Origin of the sequence: Pontibacter sp. H249 (assembly GCF_037892465.1) — a bacterium.
Lineage (GTDB): Bacteria > Bacteroidota > Bacteroidia > Cytophagales > Hymenobacteraceae > Pontibacter.
The window spans coordinates 1-18162 of sequence record NZ_JBBKTR010000025.1 but is presented as its reverse complement, the minus strand read 5'-3'; the positions used below and the strand labels follow the sequence as shown (position 1 = coordinate 18162).

Annotated in this window: 13 protein-coding genes; 2 read left to right on the top strand and 11 right to left on the bottom strand. The window is 44.2% G+C overall.

The window, feature by feature from the left end; genetic code table 11:
* Positions 1 to 46: 46 nt before the first annotated feature.
* From WG943_RS20610 to hemN, 9 genes are all read right to left on the bottom strand, one after another.
* A complete protein-coding gene (locus tag WG943_RS20610) occupies positions 47 to 778 on the bottom strand; it encodes a sulfite exporter TauE/SafE family protein (protein WP_340411872.1) in 732 nt (243 codons plus the stop codon).
* 2 nt (positions 779 to 780) lie between these two features.
* On the bottom strand, positions 781 to 1251 hold the full coding sequence (locus WG943_RS20605; RefSeq protein WP_340411871.1) for a FixH family protein: 471 nt from the start codon (positions 1249 to 1251) through the stop codon (positions 781 to 783).
* Positions 1252 to 1351: 100 nt separating this feature from the next.
* Complete coding sequence (gene ccoG, locus WG943_RS20600; protein ID WP_340411870.1) at positions 1352 to 2758, bottom strand: cytochrome c oxidase accessory protein CcoG; 1407 nt, start codon at positions 2756 to 2758, stop codon at positions 1352 to 1354.
* Between the two features lie 254 nt (positions 2759 to 3012).
* Positions 3013 to 4218 (bottom strand): c-type cytochrome, encoded by a 1206-nt coding sequence (locus WG943_RS20595; RefSeq protein ID WP_340411869.1) that lies wholly within the window; start codon positions 4216 to 4218, stop codon positions 3013 to 3015.
* The gene (locus tag WG943_RS20590; protein ID WP_340411868.1) at positions 4215 to 4409 is read right to left on the bottom strand and encodes a hypothetical protein; all 195 of its coding nucleotides are present in this window, start codon (positions 4407 to 4409) and stop codon (positions 4215 to 4217) included. Before WG943_RS20590 ends, WG943_RS20595 begins: the two co-directional genes overlap by 4 nt.
* Before the next feature lie 90 nt (positions 4410 to 4499).
* Complete coding sequence (gene ccoN / locus WG943_RS20585; protein ID WP_340411867.1) at positions 4500 to 6692, bottom strand: cytochrome-c oxidase, cbb3-type subunit I; 2193 nt, start codon at positions 6690 to 6692, stop codon at positions 4500 to 4502.
* A 986-nt stretch (positions 6693 to 7678) separates the two neighbouring features.
* A complete protein-coding gene (ccoS, locus tag WG943_RS20580; RefSeq protein WP_340411865.1) occupies positions 7679 to 7867 on the bottom strand; it encodes a cbb3-type cytochrome oxidase assembly protein CcoS in 189 nt (62 codons plus the stop codon).
* Between the two features lie 28 nt (positions 7868 to 7895).
* Complete coding sequence (locus tag WG943_RS20575; protein ID WP_340411863.1) at positions 7896 to 10301, bottom strand: heavy metal translocating P-type ATPase; 2406 nt, start codon at positions 10299 to 10301, stop codon at positions 7896 to 7898.
* Between the two features lie 683 nt (positions 10302 to 10984).
* The gene (gene hemN / locus WG943_RS20570) at positions 10985 to 12361 is read right to left on the bottom strand and encodes an oxygen-independent coproporphyrinogen III oxidase (RefSeq protein WP_340411862.1); all 1377 of its coding nucleotides are present in this window, start codon (positions 12359 to 12361) and stop codon (positions 10985 to 10987) included.
* A gap of 299 nt (positions 12362 to 12660) precedes the next feature.
* Between hemN and WG943_RS20565 the strand changes: the two genes are divergently transcribed.
* Entirely contained in the window at positions 12661 to 13713 is a 1053-nt protein-coding gene (locus tag WG943_RS20565) for an SDR family oxidoreductase (RefSeq protein ID WP_340411861.1), read from the top strand.
* Positions 13714 to 13777: 64 nt separating this feature from the next.
* Here WG943_RS20565 and WG943_RS20560 read toward each other — a convergent pair whose 3' ends face one another.
* Together WG943_RS20560 and WG943_RS20555 are read right to left on the bottom strand one after the other, a co-directional pair.
* Positions 13778 to 14656, bottom strand: coding sequence for an MBL fold metallo-hydrolase (locus WG943_RS20560; protein ID WP_340411860.1), 879 nt, complete (start codon positions 14654 to 14656; stop codon positions 13778 to 13780).
* 192 nt (positions 14657 to 14848) lie between these two features.
* Positions 14849 to 16519, bottom strand: a complete 1671-nt coding sequence (locus WG943_RS20555; protein WP_340411859.1) for a T9SS type A sorting domain-containing protein — start codon at positions 16517 to 16519, stop codon at positions 14849 to 14851.
* A 657-nt stretch (positions 16520 to 17176) separates the two neighbouring features.
* Here WG943_RS20555 and WG943_RS20550 point away from each other — a divergent pair.
* Positions 17177 to 18043 (top strand): O-antigen ligase family protein, encoded by an 867-nt coding sequence (locus WG943_RS20550; RefSeq protein ID WP_340411857.1) that lies wholly within the window; start codon positions 17177 to 17179, stop codon positions 18041 to 18043.
* The last annotated feature ends 119 nt before the right edge of the window (positions 18044 to 18162 follow it).

Sequence of the window (18162 nt, the reverse complement as noted above, 5' to 3'; positions counted from 1 at the left end):
GTAATGGTGAAGTATAGGTTATAGGTCTCGTATCAGGTTTTATACTTTATTCTGCTTTTGCAACCTCTGGTTTTGTGCAGCAGCTCATTTCTGTTTTATGGGCAGTTGTTTCCACCACTTTCGGGCTCAGGTAAGGTATGCCTAAACCAAGGCCGCGTACTATAAAAAGTATGGCCAGTGTCATGCCCACATAAGGTACTGCCCTGTTAAACATACTGCGCATTTTCAGGCTTATCAGTTTACCGGACAAGGACACCAGGAACATCAGCGGAAATGTGCCCAGGCCAAACAGCGCCATATAAAGCATGGCACCACTCACACTTGGTGCACTAATGGCACCAGCCAGGGCAATGTACACAAAGCCGCAAGGCAAAAGGCCGTTTAGCAGGCCCACCATAAACAGCGAGCCAAGTGAGTTTTGCTGAAAGTAGTATACCAGCTTTTTCCTCACCCAGGTCATTAGCTTATCTGTACCAGGTATACCTGCCGACTTGCCTTTAAGCATGGCCGGCAGTACCAGTAGCAGCAGTATGAGTATACCAGAAAGTATAGACACCGTTTGCTGTAAGCCAGCCATCTGCAGCGATTCGCCGAAGGCACCTGCTAATGCACCCAATGAGGCGTAGGTTACAATTCTGCCGCTATTGTACAGGAGCCGGCCGGCATAGTAACGCCAGCCGGTACTCCCGACAAAGGGTAGTGACATTGCGATAGGGCCGCACATCCCGACACAATGAAAGCTACCTACTAATCCAAAAATAAAACCAGCCCAGATCATGGCTATTTTACCTGTATCGTTTTCTCTGTGTAATATGTATCCTCACCGTCCGTGAAGTTCACACGCACTTTCCAAAGGCCACTTCCCAGATCACTTGTCTCTACCAGCTGGCTATGGTCCCGGCCCAGCTGTAACGGAATCTCCTTGTCCATTTTATCATCCGACGGGCGGAAAAACGTAATAGTGCCACTCAGGTTTTTATCCTTGTAAGTGGCAGGCATTTGTAGCAGTATAGACTTATTTTCTGCACTGTAGTCCAGCATCACATCACCCAAAGCCTGTGTGCGTTTTACACTTTCAATGCGGTCTTGATACTGAATCTCCTGCTGGTAGTAGTCTTTGCTCACCAGGTCAACATCCAGCTTCATCGCTTTGTAAACGAACATGGCGATGTAGGCCATAAACAAGACCATACAAACTACAATGGCGTAAGGCCAAAGGGTAAAGCTTTTATTATTTTGTGCGGTTTTCATAATGATTGCTTTTTATACTTTACTTGTCGTTTCGAGCAGAGCGAGAAATCTCTATAGAATTTTAAAAAGATCTCTCCTATCGTCGAGATGGCATTATTTTTTAGTTTGCCGGGCCTAAGAACTTAGTGTCAGTAGTAGTGATCAGTTCATCGCCGTGGTACACTCCTATCTCAATTTCGGAGTTCATGCCGGTCAGGTCTGCTTTGGCTATCTCGGTAAAGAACACACCCTCTGCGATGCCCTGCGCCGGAAGTATAAGCTCGTTACCAATCACTTTTATAGTACCTTTCTTATCAATCAGCTTTAGGGTAAGCGGCATCTCGTGGTTTGTTTTGTTGATCACAGAGATGTTGTAGAGATTTTTGATGTGCCCCTGCTCTGTTTTCTGGTACAGCTGGCCCGGTGTGCGAAGTATAGTTGCTTCAGCATCGTCGCGGGTTAAGAGTAGTGTGGTGAGCGCTGTTAAAAGTATTGCCAGCACGGCAGTATAACCCATTACACGCGGCGTAAAGAAAGTCCATTTCTTACCTGTCTCAAGCGCCTCCTCAGACTCGTAACGGATCAAGCCTTCAGGCTTTTCGATCATGCGCATAATGTCGTTGCAGACATCGATGCAGGCTGTGCAGTTAATACACTCCAGCTGCTGCGCTCCGTTGCGGATGTCGATTCCGGTTGGGCAAACCTGTACGCACTGGTGACAGTCGATGCAGTCGCCTTCGGTGCGTTCCTGGTTTTTTCGCAGTTTGCCACGCGGTTCGCCACGACCATAGTCGTAAGCAACAACTACTGTTTTCTTATCCTGCATTACACCTTGTAAGCGGCCATAAGGGCACACAATGGTGCAAACCTGCTCACGGAACCAGGCAAAAACCCAGAAGAAAACACCTGTAAAAAGCAGCAGCGCACCAAAACCAGCTTTATGCTCCAGCGGGCCATCTGTGATTATCTTCTGTAGTTCGTCTATGCCGATGATGTAAGCCAGAAACAGGTTAGAGATCAGGAAGGAGATCAGCAGGAAAATAGTGATCTTAGCGCTCTTCTTCCCTATCTTTTCAGCGTTCCAGGGCATTTTATCCAAAGCGCGCTGCTTAGTATAATCACCTTCAATGGCATACTCTATGCGGCGGAAAACCATCTCCATAAAGATCGTCTGCGGACAGATCCACCCACAGAAAATACGCCCGTACACCACCGTAAAAAGGATGATGAACACGACCATCGTCAGGAATGCCACTACCATTATAAAGAAGTCCTGCGGCCAGAACAGCACGCCGAAGATCACGAACTTACGCTCTACTACATTAAGCATGAGCAGCGGTAAGCCGTTTATCTTGATGAAGGGTCCGGCAAAGAGTAAAGCCAACAACAGATAGCTTACATATTTGCGGTAATCGTATAATTTGCCTTTCGGCTTTTTAGGGTATACCCATAAGCGTTTACCCTGTTCATCTACTGTAGAGATGTGGTCACGGAACTCATCAGGAGCCGTTTGTATTTTGCTTGCCATGGCAGTTTAATTTGTGCGGATATTAATCCTGCCTGTTATAATTATGAATAACTGTACTTGATCAGCAGAATTCTGCCTTCACAAAATTCAGCATTATGCCCATAGCAAAAGATGACCAATGTCACTATCCGTGGTGATTGTAGTCAGCAGCGGCTTGAGAGTGCGCCTCACACATCACATAAAAGTATAAAAGCAAAAAAGCTGCAGGCACTTATAAGCACCTGCAGCTTTCAAAACACTTTATAAAAAGGTGGTTACATTTTCTCGCCTTGCGGCTCTTTTGCATTGGCTGGGTTAGAGCCCTGTATGCTTAAGATGTAGCTGGATACTTCCAGTATCTGGTCTTTGGTAAGCTTACCCTGCCAAGGCACCATGCCTTTAGCCGGTACGCCATACTTTACAGTTTTAAAGATGTCATTAACATTGCCACCGTGCAGCCAGTATTCGTCTGTTAAGTTAGGTCCAACGGTACCCTGGCCTTCAGTACCGTGGCAGGCAGCACAGTTTGTGTTGTAAAGCGCCTTGCCAGATTCAATGGCAGCAGCATCCGTCATTACTTGGTAGTTAGTTACCGCATTCGGGTCGTCGGCATTTCTGGCTGCAAGTATGGCAGCCTGCTCCATCTCCATGGCATATTCTTCATCCTGTAAAGCGCCCGTTCTGAACACATGGTAGTGCAGCATATAGCCAATTCCAAACACGATGGTAACATAGAACATGGCTTTCCACCACGGTGGCAGGTCGTTATCGTACTCCTGAATACCGTCAAAGTCGTGGTCGGAGTGGATGTGGTCTTTTGCCTCGCCAGTTACCAGTGTAGCATCACCGCGCATTAAAAACAGCACACGACCAGCCAGTGAGCTTCGGAAATCCTCATCGTAAATAGAGTCGCCGAGCATTGGCACAAACAGGCGGAACAGCATGACCAATACCATAATGGTCAGCAGGATAATAACTGCAGCCAGGGCAAAGGTGAACAGCAACACTGGAGGTAAATCCATAAAAGCGACTTCAGCCGGCTCTGCCTGTACAATTGCATCAGGGTCTGCAGTTGTTGTTTCCGGAACTACTACCACCTCGGCAGGCTTCTCGCTTTCCGCTTTAATGTAGGCAATTACATTCGCCACATCATCATCAGAAAGTGAGCTGCTGAAGGCAGGCATCGGCATTTTGTTAAACTTCTCAAATACTGCAACGGCATCTTTATCACCAGCCTGAACCAGTTCCTGAGAGTTTTTAATGAACTTCGCCAACCACTCATCACCGCGGCGCTTGTGCACGTCTTTTAAAGCAGGGCCAACTATATCGGCATCCATGCTGTGGCAAACAGTACAGTTACCTTCAAATACGGCTTTACCGGCAACGGCATCCTGCGCCTGCACTGCTGGCGTACCTGCCAGTAGCAGACCAGCTACCAGGGCCAGGCTGCTTTTACCTAATACTTTCTTTAGAGAGATCATTGTTTTAAACCTTCAAAAGTGGTGTCTTCGGTTTCGTTTTCGCATGCGATGGCACTCATTGCCTTCACATACTTTTTATCCATCAGTATCACATACACGATCAACCCCAGAAAGAACACAAAGAAGATGGTGAATGAGATCAGTGGATATATTTCGATGCCGTCTATGGCTTGCAAAACATTTTTATACATTTTCTTAGACTTTGCGACTTTGGGACAAAGGACAAAAGACTGGGGTAATACCTCCTTTGTCTTTTGTCATCTTGTCCTTTGTCAGGTTCACTACTCTACTTCCTCTGCTTTCACTTTTATATCTGTACCCAGGCGCTGCAGGTAGGCAATCATAGCCACGATCTCAGACTCTGCCTTCACCTCGATGCCTTCTTTCTTCAGATCAGCTGCGATGCTGTTTGCCTGCTTCATTAGCTCTTCGTTGGCATTGGCGATGTACTCATCCTCGTAAGGCACACCTAGCTTTTTCAGCACTTTCAGTTTATCCTGTGTCGTGCTCAGGTCTACTTCCTGCTCAAACAACCATGGATAAGCTGGCATAATAGAGCCCGGCGACATAGAAGTTGGGTCCATCATGTGGTGGTAGTGCCAGCTATGCGGATACTTACCTCCCACTCTGTGAAGATCCGGACCGGTACGCTTAGAACCCCACAGGAAGTTGTGGTCGTACACGAACTCACCTGCTTTAGAATACTCGCCGTAACGCTCTGTCTCCGATCTGAACGGACGAACCATTTGTGTGTGACAGTTAACGCAACCTTCTTTAATGTACAGGTCACGGCCTTGTAGCTCCAGCGAAGTATAAGGTTTCACGCTGGCAATAGTAGGCACGTTAGACTTGATCACGAAGGCAGGGATGAACTCTATTAAACCACCGATCAAAATCGCAACAGTTGCGAAAATGGCCATTTGCGTAGGGCGTTTCTCGATCCAGCTGTGCCAGTGACCAGCATTTGCAGGTGCTGAAGGAACAATCACAGGTGCTTCGGTTCTCTCGTTGGCAACCAGGCTACCAGACTTGGCAGTTTTGTACAGGTTGTACACCATCAGGAATACACCGCTCAAGTATAGCACACCACCGATACCACGCAGGTAATACATCGGCACGATCTGCAACACAGTCTCCAGGAAGTTAGAATATTGTAGTGTACCTTCTACTGTAAATTGTTTCCACATTAAACCTTGAGTGAAACCGGCCCAGTACATCGGGATCGCATAGAAAAGTATACCCAGCGTACCTAACCAGAAGTGCGTATTGGCAAGCTTTTTAGAGAAAAGCTCCGTTTTATAGATGCGTGGGAACAACCAGTACAGCATGGCAAATGTCAGGAAGCCATTCCAGCCCAAGGCACCTACGTGCACGTGTGCTACGATCCAGTCAGTGAAGTGCGCAATGGCGTTTACGTTTTTAAGCGACAGCATCGGGCCTTCGAATGTAGCCATACCGTAAGCGGTAATTGCCACTACCATGAACTTAAGCACCGGCTCTTCGCGCACCTTATCCCAGGCACCACGCAGTGTTAATAGACCGTTGATCATACCACCCCAGCTTGGAGCAATCAGCATGACAGAGAATACTACACCCAGCGACTGTGCCCAGTCAGGTAATGAAGTATAAAGTAAGTGGTGCGGGCCAGCCCAAATGTAGATAAAGATCAGCGACCAGAAGTGAATGATTGACAATCTGTAGGAGTAAACCGGACGATTCGCAGCCTTAGGCAGGAAGTAGTACATTAGGCCCAGGAACGGTGTTGTTAAGAAGAACGCAACCGCATTGTGGCCATACCACCACTGTACCAGCGCATCCTGCACACCTGCATAACCAGAGTAGCTTTTAAGGAAGTTAACCGGCATCTCGTAAGAGTTTACAATGTGCAGTACAGCAACCGTTAAGAACGTGGCAATGTAGAACCAGATGGCAACATACATATGCTTCTCACGGCGCTTGGCAATCGTACCAAACATGTTCCAACCGAATACTACCCAGATCAAAGTAATGGCGATATCGATTGGCCACTCCAGCTCAGCGTATTCTTTTGATGTTGTGATACCTAACGGAAGCGTGATAACCGCCGAAACGATGATTAATTGCCATCCCCAAAAGTTGATCTTGCTGAGCAGGTCTGAGTACATGCGTGTTTTGCAAAGGCGCTGCAACGAGTAGTAAACACCCATAAAGATGGCGTTACCCACAAAGGCAAAAATTACTGCATTGGTGTGCAGCGGCCTTACACGGCCAAACGTGGTGTACTGGTTGCCCATGTTCACATCAGGGTTTGCCAGCTGGAAGGCGATGATCACGCCTATCAGCATACCGGCAATGCCCCAGAACACGGTGGCTATACCAAAATCCCGAACGATCTTATTGTCATAAAAGAACGTGTCGGTCACGCCTCTGTCGGTACCTTTCGGTATAACCCGGTCGGGCGCATTCTCTAAGACTTCAGCTACATTAGTTGACATGTGCGGTGTCCTCCGTTTTGTTTAAGTGTTTATTTGTTTTGATGTTTTCCTGTAAAGGAGGTCGATGAAAGCATTTATCGACGGTTCAAAATTCGGGAAGTATAGGTTCCGAAAAGATGATGAATGTCAGTATCGGGGTTGATTGATATCAGCAGTGGGAGTAGATAGCTGTGAATAAGGTTTAAGCGTGTTTCTTTAGCTGCTACTTTGGCTAATGATTTTCCGCTATTTTATCGAGCTGGCTTTCATCCTCAGTCTTACTTGCCTATACAATCTGCTATTCTTTCTAGCTGACTTTCTTCCTCAGTCTTACTTGCGTCTTGTTTCATATCTGGCTTTGGTGTGCTCACGGCCGCAAGGCCTCGTCCTTGGGCATCGCGCTGTCTATTGAAGCTGCTCCTCGCTCCGCTGCGGGCTGCCTCACTTCGTTCGGCACCGCAACAATAGAAGGCGCTCAACCCAAGGACTGGAAAGGACACTTCTTAGTCAGCGGCTGTCGTAACTGGCAATCAAGTATAAATTCTGATGTGTAGGGACAGGTTGCGACCTGTCCGAGGAATGCCATCAGCAATGAAATTTATACCTCAGCTTAAGCAGTAGCGGCAATTCCCCTCCTCGGAGGGGCAAGGGGTGGGTTATATACCTAACATTGAAGCAACAGCTTTGGCCAGGTGCACTAATGACGGTCCACTGTTTGAGCGTTCAGCGAGTTTGGAGCGTCTTGACTTTTTTGCCTACTTTTTGTGTCAAGACAAAAAGTAGGGCCCAGCCGGCCAGGCGAAAAGCTGGCAGAAGGCAGACAAGTTTCATTCAAGAGAGGCCCCCTTTTCATAGCCATTGCTTAACCTCCCTTCTACCAGGATCCTTACAGGATGACAAAAGGAAAGGATAGAACTATAGTGATGAGAATTGAAAAAGTAGGTATAAATACACCTCTTTGGTTAAGTAAAGGTATTCAGACCCGGAACTGCAACTAAAGTATAAACTTAAGCCCCCTGCGGCTTATTGGCATCCTTACCTTTACTAGTTGGCGCTGTTTCATTATCGAACAGCATACGCACGGATGGCGTGTAGTCGTCGTCGTACTGGCCGGAGCGAACAGCCCACAGGAAAGCTCCCAGGAAAGCTGCCGCTACCGTTACGCTTATGGCTATCATTAAAAAGATGATGTACATTTTATTTAATTATGAATTAGTAATTAGATCAAAGCCCTGCTCTTTTTGCAGCGAACTTCACAGAAAGCGTAGCAAATACGATTACACTGAGCGAACTGATCGGCATAAGTATAGCAGAGAAAATTGGAGAGAAGAGCCCCTGTACGGCCAGCGTTAAACCTATTGCGTTGTAAACCAGCGATACTGCAAAGGTGGCAAGTATAAGGCTCATGGTCTTTTTAGAGAAAGCCAGGAACTTGCTCAGCTTATCAAAGGCTGTTGCGTCAAGTATAGCGTCGCAAGACGGAGAAAAATTGGTAACACTATTCGTTAGTGCAATACCTGCATCGCTTTGCTTTAGTGCACCTGCATCATTCAGTCCGTCACCTACCATCAGCACCTTACGATGCATTGCCTGAAATGCCTGTATACTTTCCAGCTTCTGTACCGGCGACTGGTTAAATACCAGTTCTGCCTCCGGCCCTAGCAGTTCGCGCAGCCTTGCCTCTTCGTGGTTATTGTCGCCTGAAAGCATGGCTACTTTTTTGTCTCCTAGGTCATGTAATATACTTTTCAGGCCATCCCGGTACACGTTGTAGAAAGTATAATATCCCAGTAACATTCCATCCCAGGACACATAAACAGTAGTTTTAAGTGTATCAGTGGCTTTGTCGGAAGGTACACCTAAATAGGCGGCAGAACCTACTCTAATCAGGTGCCCGTTAACTTCTCCGCTCAAGCCTTTGCCGGCAAACTCCTGGAAATTTTCTACATTTAAAGGTGTCTCTTTCAGGTTTTCGCTGATGCGCTGGCTTAGCGGGTGCGTAGAGTGGCGCAGCACAGAAAGTATACTTCGCTCCTGCTCGGCTGCTAAGGCTTTGCCAGTATAAGTAACCTCGGCTGCACTAGGCTCGGTAAGTGTACCGGTTTTATCAAACACTACAGTATCTATCTTAGCAAGACTCTCTACTACAGAGGTATTTTTAAGGTAGAATTTATTCCTGCCGAACACACGCATGGTATGGCCGTGCACAAAAGGCGTAGCTAGCGAAAGGGCGCACGGGCAGGCGATGATCAGTACAGAAGTAAAGGCACGCATGGCCATATCCGTGTCCCGCGGCACCCAGTACCACAGGGTTCCGATAGCTACAATCACGGTGACGATCACAAACCATTGACCGGCTTTGTTCGCATAGGTTGCAACAGAAGAGTGCTTCTCTTCTTTAGAGAAGGCGCTGTCGTTCCAGAGCTGCGTCAGGTAGCCCTGCGATACTTCTTTTACCACCTCTACTTCTATACTTTCTCCTACCTGCCGACCTCCGGCATAGATGATCTCACCGGCTACTTTTTCCTCTGGCTCAGACTCACCGGTGACAAAACTGTAGTCGATCATGGCCTGGCCTCTTAAAAGTATGGCATCGGCTGGCACCAATTCCTGGTTACGGATGCGTATCCTGTCACCGATCTTCAGGTTTCTGACAGCCGTAGAAGTTTCCTCCTCGTCTTTCAGCACCGTAACCGACACCGGAAAGTAGGAAGTATAATCTCTGTCAAAAGAAAGGGTGTCGTAGGTCCTCTGCTGGAAATATTTACCGATCAGCATGAAGAATACCAAGCCGGTAAATGAGTCGTAGTAACCAGGACCAGTACCTGTTATGACCTCATACAAACTCACAAAGAAAAGAGCAGTAAGACCAAGCGCAATCGGAAAGTCAATATTCACAAATCGCTGCTTCAGTCCTTCCCATGCCGAAGTATAAAACCCTCTGGCACTATAGAACAGCACCGGAATAGAAAGTATAAGGCTGAGGTAGCCAAAGAAAGAGCCGAAGGTACGCTGCAGATCATCAGCAACCGCCAGGTAATCCGGGAAGGCCAGCAACATAACGTTACCAAAACAAAAGCCTGCAATACCCAATTTATAGATAATGGTATGGCTCTGCTTTTTAACCTTTTTACCATCGGTATCGGCCAGTGTAATTTCAGGTTCGTAGCCTAATCGGGCCAGTAACGTTACCACTTCGCGCAGGGTGGTTTTTTGATGGAAGTATGTTAACGAGATCTCTTTGCGCAGGAAGTTTACCGTAGACTCCGAGATACCCGAATTCAGTTTGAACAGGTTCTCGAGCAGCCAGATACAGGAGCTGCAATGCATCTGCGGAACGTAGAACGTTAGCTTGCAGATATCGTCGTTCTTGAAGTTAACAAGTTGGGCTTCTACTCCGGCATCATCCAGGTAAGCAAAACGAGCATCAGAAGCCTGCGCTTTACCTGATATGCCCGGATTCTGCTCCAGGTTATAATAAGTGCAGAGGTTGTTTTCCTCGAGTAGTTCGTAAACGGTTTTGCACCCGGCGCAGCAAAAAGCTTTGTCGTGTGCTACGATCACTTCATCCACGCAGGTATCCCCGCAATGGTAGCAAGTCTGAACATTGGTTTGGAGTGCGGCTTCCATCTCAATTGTCTTTTTAGTCTGATACAAAAGTACTTAGCCGCACCTCCCAAAATGATGATAAGTGTCAGTTATGGGGTTGATTTATGTCAATGGCTCCTGCCTGACAATCGTATACTTTTGTAGTGTTGTATTAAAAGATTTACAGGCGTTTTACTTAAGATTTGAAAGTATAAATCTGCCCTAGCGCTGGTTGGCCTGAAAGTATAAAGCAGCATTTTATTTGAGTTTAGTTTAGTATATGGTATACATTCGGCCTCCCAGGCCGTTTTAAAAGCAGGCTACTTTGTGGCCTGCTTTTCCTGTTTATAGGCGGTTTGTTTAAATCAGAAAAAACTGGTGATTAAGGAGATTTTATTGATTTCGTTCAGTCCCGGGTCCAACCACCCCTGCCCCTCCTTATTCAAGGAGGGGAATTCTGTTATTACTTTTGTAAGCGTACAAACTCTCTAGCTTCTGCTTAACCTCCCTTCCACTAAGATCCTGACAGGATTATAAATTATAGAAGTCTGTTATAATTGTGATAACATAAGAAAAAGTAAGTAAATGCTCCCCTCCTTGGATAAGGAGGGGCAGGGGTGGTTGGACACCTTCTGCAGATTACATACTTAGCAAAAACAAAACACCCCAGCACTTCACAGTGCCGGGGCATCTCTTATCAAAACACTATGTCTAACTGTGTTGTCTTAAATAGCTTTGCTGAATATCTGCTGCTCTGCTGGTACTGCTTGTCTTAGCTTCAGGTCGAAAACCATGCAGATGTTCCGGGTAAAGGCTTTGCCGATACTAGTAACCGTAAGCTTGTTGCTTTCCAGTTCAATAATGCCTTCTCTATGCATCTCTTTCAGATGATCAATGGACTCATCATTCAGCATACTTAAGAGGCCTAAATCCAGGTAAAGCTCACCCCTGCAGGCAATGTTAAGTATAGCCTCCTTCAGCCTTAGGTCTTCCTGGGTTAAAAAATGGCCTTTAAGTATAGCCAGTTCACCGTTAAGCACTGCTTCTTTATAAGTCTCTACTTTCTTGAGGTTCTGCATGTAGGCATACTTGGCATCACTGATGGAGGAAGTACCCAAGCCAATTAACAGATCAATCTGGAAGGTAGTATAACCCATAAAATTCCGGTGCAAATCTTTCTGTTCCCAGGCTTTATACAGGGCGTCTTCAGGCAAGGCAAAATGGTCCATGCCGATATCAGTGTAACCTAAAGCTTTAAATTTCTCCAGCCCCAGTTCATAAAGTGCGCGCTTCTCTGCGTTATCAGGCAGGTCTTTGTCAGAGTAGCTTCGCTGGCCCGGTTTTACCCATGGCACGTGCGCATATGAGTAAAAGGCAATCCGGTCAGGCATCAGTTCGGCCACCTTGTCTATTGTTTCGCTTACGCTTTGAAGCGTTTGATATGGCAGGCCGTAGATCAAATCAAAATTAACTGAGTCGTAACCAATTCTGCGTGCTTCCTCGGTAACGTACCTTACATTCTCAAAAGGCTGGATACGGTTAATAGTGATCTGCACTTTAGGGTCAAAATCCTGAATGCCAAAACTTACTCTTCTAAAGCCTAAGTCATAAAGCGTTTCCAGGTGCGCTGTAGTCGTATTGTTCGGATGTCCCTCAAAGCTGAATTCTTTCTCCGGATGAAGTATAGAACCCTCGTAAATTCCTTCCAGCAGCTTGCGCAGGTTCTCTGGCTTAAAGAAAGTTGGCGTACCTCCGCCTAAATGCAGCTCCCGGATAATTGGCTTCTCTGAAAACTGCTGCAAGTATAAACTCCACTCAGCGAGTATGGCCTGTATGTACCCCTCTTCTACACTATGGTTCTTGGTAATGCGCGTGTTGCAGCCACAGTACGTACATAGCACTTCGCAAAACGGCAGGTGTATATAAAGGCTGATTCCTTTGGCAGCATTAGACTCCGCAAAAGTATACTTTACCACATCCATCCATTGTGCCGCAGCCGGTATCTCTTTGTCCCAGTAAGGCACGGTGGGATAGCTGGTGTAGCGTGGTGCCGGTACATTATACTTCTGTATCAGATATTCCTGCTGCTCTACGGTGTTCATCTTTAAAAGGGATTAATTATAGATGCAAATCTCGGCAGGTTAAAGCAGTCGTTTTATGATTTAAACTGTGTTTAAGGATGACATTAGTCAATTATCTTGTTTTACTGCTGCATAACGTATAGTGGCAGATATACTCGGTTAAACTATACTCTCACAAGATTTTGCTAGGGTAATATATATGGTTAAAGGCTAAAGATGCATTTAGAATAACAGCTAATAAAGCTTTTCTTCCGTAAGAGAATCAATACGAATGGTATAGCCATTAACTTGCGATTAAACATATAACAAACTGAATACCTATGAAATATAAACTTAAACCTTTACACGATCAGGTGATTGTAATCACAGGAGCATCAAGTGGTATTGGACTTGCAACCGCGCTAAGAGCAGCCGAAAAGGGGGCAAAAGTGGTATTAGCTTCCCGAAACGGTGAAGCACTTGCTAAAATTGAGCAGCAGATAAAACAGGATGGCGGAGAAGCTATACATGTAGTAGCAGACGTAGGCCGTAAAGAGGATATTTATAAAGTTGCTGACGCTGCTATCGGTAGGTTCGGAGGTTTTGACACTTGGGTAAACAATGCAGGAGTTTCTATCTATGGCCGATTAGAAGAAGTAAGTGACGAAGACAATCATCGACTGTTCGACACTAATTTTTGGGGAGTAGTGTATGGTTCTCTTGCAGCAGCCCAGCATTTAAGAAACCGTAACGGTGGCTCAATCATAAATCTTGGCAGTGTACTTTCTGATGTGGCTATACCTATACAAGGTATGTATAGTGCCACGAAGCATGCTGTTAAAGGATTTACGGATGCACTTCGTATCGAACTGGAAGAGGACGACGCGCCCATTTCGGTAACGTTGATAAAGCCAGCAGGTATAAACACACCTTACACACAGCATGCCCGCAACTACATGGACGAAGAGCCTACCTTACCCCCTCCTGTTTATCAACCTGAAGAGGTAGCCGATGCTATACTTTATGCGGCCACACATCATCAGCGCGACCTGTTTGTTGGAGGTGGCGGTAAAATGATGAGTGCTACAAATAAATATGCTCCTAAACTGATGGATTGGGTTGGAGAAAATATGATGGTTAAGCAACAGAAGAAAAATCAGCCTGCACAGCATCATGAAGGATCATTGCACAGTCCGGGTAAAGACGGTGAGATTTACGGCAACTACGATGGCCACGTAATGAAAAGCGCTTACACCAGAGCAAAGATAAATCCGGTAATAACGGGAGTTGCCCTAGCCACTGCCAGCGCTGCCGCCATTGCACTACTAGGCAAAAACAGCCTTAAAAAACTGGACAAAGACCTTGTAAATCAGAAAAATAAAGAAAACAGGTAATTTAAAAAACACAAGAGGCGCCTTTGATTAACCAAAGGCGCCTCTTGTATATAAAAGGTTGGTGCTAAAACAACTGGAGCTGGTTATCAGCAACCACTGGCTTTTTTTTAACCACCTTTGCTTTTACAGTTGCTTTTACCTTAAATGGTGTGGCTGGCTCTATACTCACGTCGTCACTGCTGGAAATTATGTATACAGGAGTTTCTTCGTATCGGGAGGCTACTATTACTTTGGCACCTGCAGCATGTGCGGCAAACAGTTCCTCTACCAGTTTGGGGCAGTTGTTGTTCTTAGAAAGGTGGCCCAGTAACAAATGGCTCATGTAATCCGGTTTATAAGCTGTGAAAAGGTTTAGTGCCTGCCTGTTAGATAAATGTCCTTTGCCTCCGCTTATTCTTCTTTTCAGGTGATAGGGGTAATACCCATTAGCTAGCATTTCCTCGTCATAATTGGCCTCTAGTATAGCTGCATGGCATTGGCTAAAGTAATGGATTAGTTGCTCGCAGGGTGCTCCAATGTCTGTAAATACCCCAACCTTAGTGCCTTGGTAAGAGATGATAAAACTGTAAGGATCAATAGCATCGTGCAGCTTCGGAAAACCAATTAACTCCAGGTTACCTATTGTTACAGGCTGCTGCGCATGAAACTCCTCAACCGGAAAATTCTGCTCTACGAACCTGGCACGGCGCAACGTATGCAGTGTAATGTAAACCGGCAACTGGTACTTTTTAGCCAGCACAGGTATACCTTTAATATGGTCAGAGTGCTCATGCGATACAAAAATGGCTTTGACCTTGCTCATAGAGAGACCTAGTCGCGCCATACGCCTTTCTGTTTCGCGGCAGGAAATTCCGGCATCTACAAGTATGGCTTCCTGTTCGTTGCCTACGTAATAGCAATTGCCGTTGCTGCCCGAGTTAAGTGATGTAATCTGTAAGTGCATGTATAGATAAGAAGAGCGGAATCCGGAATTAGCTGATGCCCTTCAAATATAAAATTAAGTATGCTTTTGGGTGATTCAAAGAAATAGCGAGCTATTTATACTAATCGTATTTATCTAAATCTATCTCATTTAATTATGCTGTATAATCACAGCTTTACTATTAACTGCAAATATCACCTCGTGGTTCAGTACTTAAAGTTTAACTATTTTTTTGAACACTGATTTCTTATTGTCTGTCACCTCCAGAACATATACCCCTGGTTTTAAACTAGAAAAATCTATAGTTCGTTTAGCTTGTTGTGGTAAAAATGTTTCTTCCAAAATGCTTCCGACGGGTGCACCATTTAATGCGTACAGATTAAAATATATCCTCGAAATAGAATTAATATTAAATACTACATCAACAAATGACACTGCAGGTACTGGAGAAACAATTACTTGGCTAAAGCTGGAATTTGATGTATTTCCTGAAGTAGCTAAAGTTTTAGTTATTCTCGAGTTCTGGCTACTAGCATCAGGATTAGTATTCGTATCCTCTGTGTCTGGTAATTTATTTTTCTGTTTTACAAAATGTAGTTTAGTTACATTACCATCATCCCGGGTACCAATAACATAAAATTCTTCTTTATCTATACTTCCATCTGTCAAGCCATCAGTATTCAAAAATACAGGGTACCGTAATACAGAACTGCTCCAATTTAAATCGGTATACACTACTTTTCGTTCAGACCAATTTATAAGGTTATTGGAATACCTAAATGCTACTTCGATCGTGTTGTCCTGATTAATAGATTCCTCTACTGCAATGAATTCATTATCAGTTTGCTTAAACTTAGCTACTGTAAATCGAATTATACTTTTGTCGTTAGGGATGATAGGTGCATTTGCAGGACCACGAACGGCAAAGTAATTTTTAGTTTTAGTTTTTGAGTAACCTTCTGGCAGGGCTCCAATCCAATTGTTACCAGACCATGTCTGGTAACGCTGCGGCAATGTAGCATCCTCAAGTTTAACACGAATTAACTTAACTCCTCCTGTGCCGTCCATAGAAGCATCAACCACGAAAATATAGATGTAACCATCATGAATGATGGAAGAAGGATGCCTTAGCCCCTGAGATAATTGTTCACCATCAACGGAAACATAACCTGCCGATGGCCAGGCAACTGGTCCTATATCATTAAAATATTGTGCCGTAATACTTAAATCTTTCTCCAGGCTTGCCCAGTTTCCATTCAAGAACCCAAAGTAGGCCTCCCAACAATCTTTATAAGGTGTACCTCCAGAATATGTATTTGGATCACTGATGTCTATTTTAAAAGTTGGTCTTACTGTATTCTGATATAGAAAGTCGCCAATCCTTTCATTTTTATTCTCTCCGTGGCTTAAGGCAAATACAATATTTTTGCCATTTTGCGCCTTGATGATGTGTGCAGAGAAAATACCATTGTAGTTACGCCTCCAGTAATGTTTTTGCCAGGCATCCTGGTATACATGCTTTGAACTTGAAAGAAATGCAGGATCATAAAATCGCTGCCACCAGTGCGATGAGGATGTGGCGTAAAACCTGGGTGATTTTTCTCTCTTGCTTATTTTTATCTTATCATTAGCAGGTATGGCTAAGTTCTGTTGGTGATTCCAAACAGTTGAGAAGAACGTGGTCGAAATATACAGAGACCCTTTGTGCTGAGGTAAGATTACGGGTGGTGCCTCATTCCATAACTTTAAGTCTTTGTCTTTATTAACAAACTCAATATCATACTTAAATCTGTCATATTGAATGGTATCACTATGCTGAGATCTGGCAGCAAAGCCTATAAACAACAAAACGAAAAAGTAATATTTTGAAAATAAGAACCCCATAAGCAGTACTATTTAAATAGTACCATATACAGTAGATATTCAAATCTAGATTCATATTATTAGCAAAATATTTTCATATAAAAATATTATAAGTATATAAAAACACAAATATACAATATCGAATATTTAATATTTACGAAAATCTTTTTTTCATTAATTTATTGCTAATAAGGCATTTGGCTATCTGAAAAACCTATAAGAAATAACTATATCCAGGAGTCAAAATGAATAGCGAATCATAAAAAATACCTTTAATTTTGAGGTTTATATCTACGAGCTATGAGCAGACAGGAAACTATTCTATTTACTTTATTTACGCTTTTTTTCATTACCCTTTTCTTTTCACAAATCAATGCAATCAACTTAGCAGTTGCTGGTGTGTTAGTGATCTACAGCTTCTCGGTTGGTACGATAAAAGAAAAACTCTCCTTATTGAAAGAACGAAAGTTTATACAGTGGGCTATCGTATTTTTTATATTACTGTTAATGAGCGCACTATTTTCAGACAACCTAACTAAAGGGATTCACTACTTAAAATTGAGAATACCGCTTCTTGCATTCCCGTTAAGTATAGGGCTGTTGAGGATTAGACCAGCCTTAAAAGAGAAGTTATTGTCAAGTTTTGCTTTAACAACAATCGGGATATGTGCTGCATGCTTGGTCTATGGATTTTACAATTACACTTACCATAACCAGACAGACGCCTTCTATAACGATAATTTTACTTCTTTGCTGGAGCAGCAATCTGTTTACATTTCGCTGCTTGTAAACTTCGCCTTATTTGTAATTGGATATAAGGTGGTTAATAAAAAAACCTCCTCCCCGCTCCTGCTTATAGCAGGAGGTTTTTTCCTGGTCCTTATATCATACTTTTTAGGCAGCAGAATTAACATCGGAGTGCTGGCCATGATAGCGGTAAGTTTCGGTTTCTATTATCTTATAACAAACAAGAAGATCCTGGAGACTGCCACTCTATGTTTAGGCTTAATAATGGCTGGTGTCATTGTTTATAAGGTACAGCCCCAGATGCTGAACAGGTTTAAAGAGCTTACTTACAACAAGTATGAGTATAGCAATATGGGGGCAGAGAGCCACTATGGGATGGAACTGGAGGAAGACCAGTGGAACGGTGCAAACTTTAGACTGGCTGCCTGGAGCTGTGGTTGGGAAATTTTTACTGAAAACCCTGTAGTGGGAGTGGGCCTTGGCGATAAAAAAGACAGGCTCTTCTCAAAGTATGAGCAAAAGGATTTTCAATTTGCTATACAAACAAATAAGAATGTGCATAGTAACTATATTGATGTGCTGTACAGCTTAGGTGTTGTTGGCTTCTTTTTGTTTGTGTTTACATGGTTGATACTTCCTTTTGTGCATGCTTTAAAGCACAGGAATTGGCTGGGTGTAGTGTTCATTTTCAGCCTTGCCTGTGCATGGGTAACAGAAATCTATTTTGACAGAAGCCTTGGAGGTATGATTACAGGCTTTTTTATCCCATTTATACTTATTGGTAGTAAGGAAGAATAAAAAAAGGCGGTCCTTTTTTGAACAGCCTCTTTCTATTTTTTAAGCCAATATAATAAGTTTACTAAATTATTAACAACTAAAGTCTTATATAAGGCTTATAGAATACTTTAAAGGCTCAC